Origin of the sequence: Halomonas sp. 707D4, assembly GCF_024158685.1 — a bacterium.
Taxonomy (GTDB): Bacteria; Pseudomonadota; Gammaproteobacteria; order Pseudomonadales; family Halomonadaceae; genus Vreelandella.
The window spans coordinates 1-9,919 of record NZ_JAMZBD010000068.1; the positions used below are offsets into that span (position 1 = coordinate 1).

Sequence of the window (9,919 nt, forward strand, 5' to 3'; positions counted from 1 at the left end):
GAACCTCCATCTGTGATGTCAGCGCCTCGAATACGCGCGCGGTCGTCAACTCGCCAGCGGCTGCCATTTCCCGCAGCTGAATGGTCGTCACGCCCAGGCCGTCGGCCAGTGCCTCGGCGACTCGCCCCCCGCTCTGGATCACGGTGTTGAAGTTGTCGCCCCGCAGCTCGCCGGCGGCAAACGCCTTGGAGAGCGCGTTCACGACCGACTCGGCCTGCTGACCACGCGTCGCGCTGATCACCAGCGAGTTGTTCAGCGCGTCCGCCAGGTCCAATTGCCGCTCGGTGCTGTAGCCCAGCTCGGTCAGCGTGGTAGCGTTGTTGAGATAGGCCTCGGCGGTCTGGTTCAGGCTCGAGTACGTGCCGCGCGCGGTTTCTGCCAAGCGCCTCATTGTGTGCTCGGAAACGTCCTGGCTCTTGGTCGCGTTGAGCACACGCGCGTTGATCTCGGACCAGCCATCGGCGTAGGTCGCCAGCTGGCGAATCGAGAACGCCGCCGCGGCCAAGGTGGCCGCCTGGCGAACCAGGGTCAGCCCCTTGCTGGCATGGCTGGCGTCGTCACCCATCCCACGAACCTGCTGACCGGCGCGCTGGGCGTCGCTACCGAAGCGGCGGGAGTCGCGGGAGCTGCGATCGAAGCCTCGGTTCAGCTTGGACAGTTCGTCCTCGGTGGCCTTGATGGCCCGGATACCGCCCGACGCATCACCGGTGATGATCAGGCCGGCCTTGTAGTTCTGAGCCATCATGAAACCTCGAATTGCGGGCATAAAAAAACCCGCCGCAGCGGGTTCTTACATGATATAGAATTAAAGCAACTTTAAAGCTTCTTTGAGTTTATAAAATCTTTCAATTGTTTCTTCACTTGCTACAAAATCTTCTGAGCCTCTGCCGCTAACCCTTATCATTACAGGGTCATCAGCCAAATACATCCTATCTAGCAGAGCTTCTACCTCATCAGTGAATGGAATAAGCAGTGACTCTAGAACCGTGCTTCCCACCATCACATTTCTCTGGTACTGGGCATCATCTTTGCTCCATACGTCGCCATCGGTAAGAATTTGGACACGATCTGCATAAATCCAGCCCTCACCAACATAATTAACCATTAGAATCAGATGGGTAATACCATCTTCATCAATGTTCCCGACCAAGCCCAGTGAACTACCACCATTGGGAATACTATAGAAGTCGACTCCTTTTTCAAAAGGGTCATATTTATATCCAAAACCTTCAAACGAACTTCTAATTACATGGTCCATTTCGTTGCCTGGCAATACACGATCTAAGTCATCCGCACAGGAATAACTCGAGGCCAACGAAAACACTAGAAAAAGTGCTGCCATAGAAAATCTTTTCAACATCTCATTCACCCCTAATGAACTTCCTAAAGTGCGTTTCGCACGACTTGGTTAGTTCGCGAGAGCACTTACAAGCGAGCTACTCTCCCACCAGCTCAACGGCGCAGTTCCTGCAGTATTCGGCCACGGCAAACTCCCCGCTGAAACACCCCAGCAGGGAACGTACCGCACTTGGCTAAGTTTGGCTAGGCGTTAGACCTTGACGGTCAAGCTATGCGTGCGTCCAACAAGCGCTTTACTTCTCGCCAGATCGATTCCTTAGTTTTAGTTTACAGCAACCCGTTTGGGGCCACTGCTGCGACCAGTTGCGCCAGCGCCCAGATCAGCATTGCAAATGTTACGCCCCAGCCCAAACGTCGCGCGTGTTTGCTTTCTGTCATTTTGTGAAAGGCCTCCACGAACCTGCTAAGATGTTCCATACATCGTCTCCATGGTCCTGTCCTTTCATGGGGAATTGATTAGAAGCCCCGCTGAGCCGTCACTCTGCGGGGCTTCGCCGTTTGTCGCCCTTCTCTTCTTGATCTGCTTTCATTTTATCAACATCAAAAAATGCGTGAGTTAAGCACTATGCCTGAACGCCAAGCGATCGAACCGATGCGGTCATCGCCTTCGGCTGGAGCGGGCGCTATAAGTGCTCACTGTAGGCATAACCACCCAAGCATCAGATTGAACCTAGTGAAGAACACCTACGCCACGAACCGCCCTTTCGCATCCAGCCCCATCCTCGTGCGCATTTCGTTCAGTAACAGCTCCTGCTGGGCGAGATGGTTTTGCATGATGAGGTCGTGGATCCGGCGGCGGTCTTCCTCTTCCTGCTCCGCCGACTGGCTCTGGCTGTTCATCACGGCCAGGGCGCCCGCCTCGATGTGCTGGATCTGCACTAGCCGTTCGTCCTGCTCATCAAACGAGAGCCGGGCGAACTTGGGGTGGCCGTAGAGAGCGGTATAGTCGATGCCCTGGCGGTGCTCGCCGGCCATGCCGGCGAACACGCGCCACTGGGTGCGCATGGCGAGAAACAGTTCCAGCGCTGGCCAGTGCTCCTCCCACACTTCGTAGTGCTTGGGCGCTTCGGGTTCGGGATTGTCTTCCACCAAGCCCCAGCGGTCGGTGTCTTTCTTCCGCTGGTCTTTCGGCGCCGGGCCCTGCGCCCACCACTGGCCAGCGCCTCTTAGTTTTTTGCGGCGGCCTGCTGCCGGCCTTCCTGGGCCGCGAACCAGCTGAGGATCAGTGGGCGGCGCATGAACGTGACGTCCATAACGGCGGCAACCAGCTCGTCGCAATGCGGGATCTCTTGTTTGGTTTGCGAGTCCTTGATGCCTTCGAGCCGAACCAGGTCGTCGAGCAGGTCGTCGTCGGTTTTCTTGCCAGCCTGTTGGGCGTCAACGACTTTTCGGTATTCGCTCCACTTGTGCAGATTCCAGGTCGCCTGGAAGGTTTGCGCCCCTTGAACGGGGTCGGTATACGGCACGTCGACCGTGATCGTTTGAGCGCTGGTCAGTGTGATGCCGGTAGCAGTTGCTTTAGCCATGGTGGTTTCCTTGAGGTTTGAGCAAACAGAGGCGCCGCCCAAGGGCGGCGCGGTGTGGGGGTTGGGTGAGTGGATCAGCGGAAGACGTAACGGTAGTCGCCGTCGCCAGACTCGGCGGAGAGTAGGCGCGTATCCATGGTGCTATGGGTAATGCCCTGCACCTCGGTCTCGCTGTAGTTCGAGAGCTGAATGCGCGTGCCTTCGAAGTCGACGATGTTGCCGGGCGTCTTGCCGTGCGAGAACGTGCCGACTCCCACCGCGGTGCCGTTGTGCGACTCGATCTTCTCGAACAGGTTGAAGTCCTCGAGCCGCGGCTTCTGGATGTTGAGCTGGCCTGTCGCTTGGCGATCGGTGAGGTGCACACCCTCATAATTCACCAGGTTGCGATGCTCGACCTGTCCGGCCATGTCGAACGACCAGGACTGCATCGGCGCCTTGTAGCCAAAGATCTCGAACGTCGAGTTCTGCTTGTTCACCGGTATCTCGCCAGCCTGGGGCGAGCGGGTGCCGCCGGCGGGCGGTGCTTCTGTGCGTGGGCGCTGGTAAAGCCCTGTCAGACTGAACTCGAAGTACGGCATGCCTTTGGCATCGGTCGTTCGCGTGACCGTGCCGCGCACGCCAGGCAGCACCTGCAACTCGTCATTGTCGGACCACCAGAGCAGCGAAACCGAGTGGAAGCTGCGCGATACCGGCGTGTAGATGACCTTCTCTTCGCCCTCGGTCGCGTCGATCTCTTCGGCGTGTCCAGCACACAGCATCAGGGGCCAGTACGACGGCGGTTCGCCAGGCGTGCCTGAGCCGGCATAGGGAACGCGAATGGTGCGTGTCGAGTACGGGGCCACGTTGATTTGCTCGTTGGCACCGAAGCCCGGCTTCACGCGTTCACGCTCGGCGGTATCGCCCTGGTAGACACCGGGCGCCTCTTTCGTCATCACGTCGAAGAAAACGGCGTTGCCGAGATCGCTCGGCGTGACGCCGTATTCGTCCTCGATGACCGCGGCGACGGTCAGGATTCGCCAAAGTATCGGGTCACTCATGGCCTGAGTCCTCTTGCTTGGCCGCCGGTTTGGCGGGCTTGCCGGCGGGCTGCGCGGCCTTGGGTTTCGGGTCTTCCCCGGTGGGTACCGGGGCGGGTTTGGTTTGGTGCATCAGCCGTCGCTTACCGTTCGTGATCCGGTACCGGCCGCCTTCGCTAGGCATGGGTGTTTCCTCCGGGCGTAAAAAAGCCCGCGCGGGGCGGGCCAGTGGGTGGTGGTGTAGGTCAACTGCGCATGAGCCGGTCGTAGCGGTAGAGCTCGCGCCAGTAGACGTGGCTACCGGAGACGGCGACGCGCTGGCCGCCGCCGTACTCCAGCGGCGCCACGGCGTCTGCCGGGCTTTCCAGGCCCAGCAGTGCCTCCGAGATCGCGCGGCGCTGGGCGTCGACATCCGACTGCTCAGCGACCAGCACCACGGCGATATGCTCGGTGACGGTTTGCCGTACGTCCATGGTGCCCAGGACGTTGGGGTCGGCGGTGGCCTGCACGGGATGGACGAACGCCGCGGGCAGCGCCGGGGCGGCCATGGCCAGGCTGGTGGCCTCGAGCTCGAAGTGAGCGCGGTATTGGCGCTGGTCGTACTCGTAATCGGTGGCGGCGTCGGTGATCTCCCAGCCCTCGGTACCGCTTTGCGCGGCGACGCGCTCGATCAGCTCGGTGGTCATGCGGCGCAGCGGGTCGAACGTGGGCGAGCGCAGGCTGAGCACGTAGGTATCGACCCGGCCCAGCCGGTAGCCGTCGACCTCGATCGCGCTTTGCCCGGCGAGGTTGTAGACCCCGTTGGTTGGCGGTGCTTCAGAGGGCAGGTTGAGCGGCCAGAGCGCCTGCTCAACAACCGGGTCCACCAGCATGACCAGCCCCGGCACGGTGTCGGCGCGACTGGGGTCGGCTTCGCTGCTGCTGGCGGCGGTGATGCCGGCGGCGGACAGCGCTTCGATAATGCGGTCGTTCATGCGATCTTGCCCTGTTTGCGCTGGCGGTCGAGATAGCGGCTTAGCCCCTGGTAGAACCGGCTTGTGCCGCCGCCCTGATTCTTCTGCAGCGCGGGCGCGAGAAACGGGTTGGCCTCCATGTGCTCGGTGCCGCCCTCCTGCCAAAGCCCTTTGCGACCCTGCCAGCGGCCGTTGATGCGTCGGTTGGCCCCCACCAGGATGCCGACCTCGCCCACCGTCATCCCCAAGCGCGATCGTTGCCGCTTGTTGATGTTGCGGTGGCCGATCGCCTGGGCCAGATCACCACGGTCGGTCGGCGCCAGCACTTTCGCATCGCGTTTGACCGGGGCAGCAAACGCAACCAGGCCCGCGCGAATCGCCCGCTCTCGGATGCTATCCTCGAGCGCGCGCAACTCTTGCTGCATCTCGTGCAGCCGCTGGCCTTGAACCTGAAACTCAAACCCACTCATGGCACATCAGCTCCAGTTCGGTGCGCTTGCCGCCCACGTCGATCGGGCGGCCTTCCAGCCGGTAGGTGATCTCGCCGTGGCGCAGCCGCAGCGTTTTGCCAGTGGCAGCGGCGATGTCGGCGCGGTAGCGCAGACGGATGCGGGCAGTGGTTTCGGCGTTAGCCTTCTGGGCTTCGAAGAGCGTACGGCCACGCAGTTGCTCGACCTCCGCCCATAACCGGGCGCCCGGCTGCCATCCTTCTGGCGTGGCGCCGGAAGCCGTCCGCTCGCCCTTCTGCCACCACTCCAGCACGACCTGGTCGCGCTTCTTCCCGATGCGCATGATCACCCCACGGTATGGATACGGTATGGCTCCAGCAGCATGTCGACGCTCATGGGCACTTTTTGAAGCGGTGCAGCAGCCGCGCTCTCGCGGTTCTCGTACCAGTGACCAATCAAGAGCAGAAGCGCCACTTGAACATCGGGTGGAGTTTCGTCTGCGCCCGCCGTGGCGGTGATGGTGATGCACTCCGGCTCGTCGATGGTGCGGGGCCACTGGCTACCCCATTGGGGAGCCAACGTGGGATGAATGCCGCGCGTATCCAGGCGCAGCGCTTCGGCCTCGAGCGAGTGCTCGTCACCGCCCGGACCGATGTAGTCGAGCGACTCGATAGCCGCAACTGGCGTCCAGGGAAGCTCGATCTTGCCGGCGCCTAGCGGGAATGCATCGAGTACCAGCGTTTTGGTGCGCGTCGCCAGTGTTGCCTGAGTCGCGTGTTCTGCGTACTGATAGGCGGCGTCGATCAGCCCTTGAATGAGCACGTCTTCATCGGTGTACGCCTCGGCCTCTTCCTCGGTGATGGCCAGTCGAAGGTGCAGTTTGGCGCGGGTCAGCGTGAGCATTCAGGGACTCTCGAGTATTTGAAACGAGACTGCCGCCCGGAGGCGGCAGCGTTGGGTGAGCGCCGGGCGGGCTAGACCTTGTCCGCGCCTTCGGTGCCCTTGGCCGGCTTGGCAGCGGCAGGTTTGCCAGCTTCGACCTTGGCCGCCGCAGCGGCTTCTTGTACCGGCACGGCGATCTTGCGCTCTTTCATCTGCGCGGCCTTGTCTGCCGGAAAACCGGCGCGATCGCCCTTGGCGTAGCGGCCATAGGGCTTGAGGAACAGCACGGTGGTCAGCTGAGGCGCTGACGTATTGACGATGGCCATGGATGGCACCTCGAGATAATGGGGTCAGAACGGCCCCCCGCGCGGCGCGGGCGGCATGGCAACGCCTGAGCGCTTCGGTTACCAGGTGACGCCGGTACCCAGCACCAGGCCTTCGGGGTGACGGAAAGCGATGTCGTGCTCGCTGACCACGCGCAGCAGCGACTGGTTACGGGCAAACGCTGACACCAGGTTGCCCTGGGCGTCCTTGTAGGTAGCCTCGCGGCTGAAGTCGATGGTCATGGTGTCGCTGTCGCCGATCACCACGTCGTTGAAGTCGGCAAAGTAGATCTCCGACTCGTTGTTGTTACCGGCCTCGGAGGTATCCAGGTTGACCGGGATGGTAGTGGTGTGGCGAACCGGGTAACCCTTGAGCTGGCCCTGGGCCATCTCCGGATACACCTTGTTGCCGTTGCCATCGCGAAGCCCGAAAAGCTTCATGTAGGTGCGCGGCGACAGGCCCCAGCCCGGGGTAATCAGCAGGCTGTCGCTCTCCATCAGCCTGAGCATCAGGCTATCCAGGTACTCGTCGATGGCCGTCAAAGTGGGTGCCCCCTCCCACGGCACTACGCGGCCTTCGCGCTGGCACACCGCGCGAAAGCCGGTAGGCGTGTCGTTGGTACCGTCATCGCGCAGAAAGCCCTTATCCTCGCGCACCGCCATGCTGGCGAGCATGTCATTGAGGAACATCTGCTCGACAGAGAAGCCGGCACGCCCGATCAACTGGTTGCTCATCGGCACCAGCGTGATCAAGGTCTTGGCCGTCAGCTTCACGTCGTCAGTGCTGGCCTCGGATGCGAGCACGTCGGCGCCCTCACCCACGTAGCCTGACGTAGCACCGGACGCCATGCGCGGAAGGCTCAGGTTGCCGTTCGGCAGCGGCATATCCCGGGCGCCCAGGCTGCGCACAATGGTCTTCGGGCGCAGCAGTTCGATCACCTCGTCGTGCAGGTTTTCCGGTACCAGCGATCCGCCGGAATTGGCGCTGGTGTCGATCGCCATGGCGACGTCGGCATCACCGATCTCGCCGCTGGCGAACTTGGAGGCCAACTGCATGTCGCCCTTTCCGGCGGCGACGGCCATCGCCATACGCGCCACCTTGGCGCCGGTGTACTGCTTGAGCTCCGGCCTGGTGTGCACCGCCGGGGCGCGGCCGCCACCGAAGGTCGGTACCGGCTGGGACGCCGCGGCGTTCATGCGCTCGATGTTCTCGGCCCGCGCCAGCTTGGTGGAGACCTGGTCAAACTCGGCGGCCAGCTTGTCGAATTCAGCCAGCTGCTCTTCGTTGAGCTCGCCGGACTCGGCTTCGATCTCGGCCAGGGCCTGCACCTGCGCGTTGATTTCAGCACGCTTGCGGCGGAGTTCTTCAATGCCCATGGGGGTGTTCCTCTTCGTTTAGGTACAAAAAAGGCGGCTCGTGGCCGCCATGGTGTTGCTCCGCCGCGTGGCTAGAGCTGACAACTGGTGTCCAGCGCCCGCGCTTGGGCACGGATGCTGCGAGTGTTTCGGGGCGTGGTGCCGGTGTTGCTGGTGTAGCGCTCGGCCGCGGCGTTGATCGCGTCCTGAGCCGTGGCCACCTCATCGATCAGATTGGCGGCGAGCGCCTCGCGCGGCCGGTAAAGTCGCGCTTGGGTGTCGACCACGGCGCCGACCTCGAGGCCGCGATAGCTGGCCACCGACTCGGTGAACTCGGCGTAGCTGCCATCGAGCATGGCGTTGATCTCCTGAACGGCCTGGTCGGTGATGGGCTCGTGCGGCGACATGTTGTTCTTGTGGTCACCCCGGTAGTAGGTGTTGAAGGTGATGCCCATCTCGGACTCCATCCGGCTGACCTCGTAGGTCTCGATGATCACGCCGATGGAGCCGACGCCCGCCGTGGGACTGGCGATAATGCGCGAGCAGGCAGCGGCCAGGTAGTAGCCGGCGGAGTACGCGGCGAAGTTCACCAGCGCGGTGATCGGCTTGATGGTGGTGCACGCGCGGATGAAGTCGGCGAGCTCCTTACATCCCATGGCCTGGCCACCGCCGGTGTGAAAGTCGAGGAAGATCTCTTCGACGAGCTCGTGCTTGAGCGCTGCGTTGATCTGGCTGCGCAGCTTCTCGTAGGAAACCATCTCTTCACAGGCGGCGTTGATCTGCCCGCGTCGCGCGACCAGCACGCCCTGCACCGGGATGATGGCAATGCGCCCAGAGACGTTGAGGCGCTGCAGTTCGCGATCACCATCGTGGCCGGCATCCATGCCCAGGGTATGGGGCATATCGTGAGCCCGGCCGAGTAGTCGGGGCTCCAGCACGCTACGCACGGCCTGCACCAGGGTGGGGGTGGCGAACAGGGGGGTGTTGAACACCATCGACGCGATGTGCGGGTAGTTGATCATTGCGTGCATGCGAGTATTCCCTCGATCTCTTTCATTTGTTGGGGCGTGGCGTTGAGCGACTGCCCCATCTTCTGGGAGTCGACCATGTTCATGGGCGTCAGGTACCGGTCGCCGCCGGCGATCGGCGGCATGTTCTCGAGCCGGCGGATGTCGTTGACGCTGAGCCAGCCCCACTGGCGTGCGATCGCATAGGCCTCGAAGCGACTCTTCTGATCACCACGCAAGAGACCCGACACGTTGAACTCGATGTAGAGGTTCTTGCGCTCGTCGGGCAGCAGGAGGTCGCGCATCATGGCGGCCTCTTTACGCTTGATCCACGGCATCAGGGTGTAGATGACGAACTGTAGGCCCAGGTGCTCGATGTTGTTGAACGTGGCCTTGTCCAGGTGCTGGATCATGTTGGGCGCGACCCGGTACAACCGGCAGACCTCGACCACGCCGAAGTTGCGAGACTCGAGCAGCTGCGCCTTCTCGTTGTCCATCGCCAGCTGCTTGTACTGCATGCCCTCTTGGAGAAGCGCGACCGAGAAGGCGTTGCGCAGGCCGCCGCCGTGGCGCTCCGTAAACTTTTCGAGCAGACGGTCTACCTTGGCTTGATCGGCAATGGCCGGCGCGTCGCGCGGGCGTTCGATCACCCCAGCCATCGTGGCGCCGCGCTGGAACACCGACGAGGCGTGCTGCTCGGTCGCCATGGCCAAACCGATGGTGTCGGCGTTGGTGGCGATCGGCGAGATGCCCAGGAAACCGTCGAGCGAAAAGCCTTTGACGTGGTGCACTGATCGCATCGGCAGGATCAGGTCGCTGTAGTCGACGGGCTGGTAGTACGGCAGACCGTCCGGCCCCTTCAACACGCGCATCTTCTTCGGGTGCACAGGAATCAGCTCGGTCGGGTAGCCGGCACCGTCCCGCTCGATCAGCGAGAACTCGTTGCCCTCGAGCGTGAGACTGCCCATGCCCTGCTCGTAGTACTCGAACGAGGTGTCCTTCTTGTTGGGCTGGTTGTGAATGACGTCATAGAGCGGGTGATCAGTGG

13 protein-coding genes are annotated in these 9,919 nt (G+C 62.2%); all 13 read right to left on the bottom strand.

Going from position 1 to position 9,919, the window contains the following annotated elements; all coding sequences use genetic code 11:
- Nucleotides 1-745, bottom strand: a 745-nt coding sequence (locus tag BIS11_RS04735) for a tape measure protein (RefSeq protein WP_253585776.1), incomplete at its 3' end; no start/stop codon positions are given.
- 60 nt (nt 746-805) lie between these two features.
- A complete protein-coding gene (locus BIS11_RS04740; RefSeq protein WP_253422331.1) occupies nt 806-1,342 on the bottom strand; it encodes a hypothetical protein in 537 nt (178 codons plus the stop codon).
- A 701-nt stretch (nt 1,343-2,043) separates the two neighbouring features.
- Complete coding sequence (locus BIS11_RS04745) at nt 2,044-2,448, bottom strand: DUF1799 domain-containing protein (protein ID WP_253422328.1); 405 nt, start codon at nt 2,446-2,448, stop codon at nt 2,044-2,046.
- A 77-nt stretch (nt 2,449-2,525) separates the two neighbouring features.
- Nucleotides 2,526-2,885 (bottom strand): hypothetical protein, encoded by a 360-nt coding sequence (locus BIS11_RS04750; RefSeq protein ID WP_253422326.1) that lies wholly within the window; start codon nt 2,883-2,885, stop codon nt 2,526-2,528.
- Between the two features lie 74 nt (nt 2,886-2,959).
- The gene (locus BIS11_RS04755; RefSeq protein WP_253422324.1) at nt 2,960-3,922 is read right to left on the bottom strand and encodes a hypothetical protein; all 963 of its coding nucleotides are present in this window, start codon (nt 3,920-3,922) and stop codon (nt 2,960-2,962) included.
- Nucleotides 3,923-4,146: 224 nt separating this feature from the next.
- The gene (locus tag BIS11_RS04760) at nt 4,147-4,875 is read right to left on the bottom strand and encodes a hypothetical protein (RefSeq protein WP_253422322.1); all 729 of its coding nucleotides are present in this window, start codon (nt 4,873-4,875) and stop codon (nt 4,147-4,149) included.
- Nucleotides 4,872-5,324 (bottom strand): HK97-gp10 family putative phage morphogenesis protein, encoded by a 453-nt coding sequence (locus tag BIS11_RS04765; protein ID WP_253422320.1) that lies wholly within the window; start codon nt 5,322-5,324, stop codon nt 4,872-4,874. The genes BIS11_RS04760 and BIS11_RS04765 overlap by 4 nt, the downstream gene beginning before the upstream one ends.
- On the bottom strand, nt 5,311-5,646 hold the full coding sequence (locus tag BIS11_RS04770; protein WP_253422318.1) for a phage head closure protein: 336 nt from the start codon (nt 5,644-5,646) through the stop codon (nt 5,311-5,313). Before BIS11_RS04770 ends, BIS11_RS04765 begins: the two co-directional genes overlap by 14 nt.
- Nucleotides 5,647-5,648: 2 nt before the next feature.
- A complete protein-coding gene (locus tag BIS11_RS04775; RefSeq protein ID WP_253422309.1) occupies nt 5,649-6,206 on the bottom strand; it encodes a head-tail connector protein in 558 nt (185 codons plus the stop codon).
- Between the two features lie 71 nt (nt 6,207-6,277).
- Nucleotides 6,278-6,511: a hypothetical protein gene (locus BIS11_RS04780; RefSeq protein WP_253422307.1), complete on the bottom strand. Its 234-nt coding sequence runs from the start codon at nt 6,509-6,511 to the stop codon at nt 6,278-6,280.
- Between the two features lie 78 nt (nt 6,512-6,589).
- Nucleotides 6,590-7,885 (bottom strand): phage major capsid protein, encoded by a 1,296-nt coding sequence (locus BIS11_RS04785; protein ID WP_253422299.1) that lies wholly within the window; start codon nt 7,883-7,885, stop codon nt 6,590-6,592.
- A gap of 71 nt (nt 7,886-7,956) precedes the next feature.
- Nucleotides 7,957-8,895 (bottom strand): S49 family peptidase, encoded by a 939-nt coding sequence (locus BIS11_RS04790; protein WP_253422297.1) that lies wholly within the window; start codon nt 8,893-8,895, stop codon nt 7,957-7,959.
- The coding region (locus tag BIS11_RS04795) for a phage portal protein (protein ID WP_253585777.1) at nt 8,883-9,919 on the bottom strand (1,037 nt) is incomplete at its 5' end. The genes BIS11_RS04795 and BIS11_RS04790, both read right to left, overlap by 13 nt.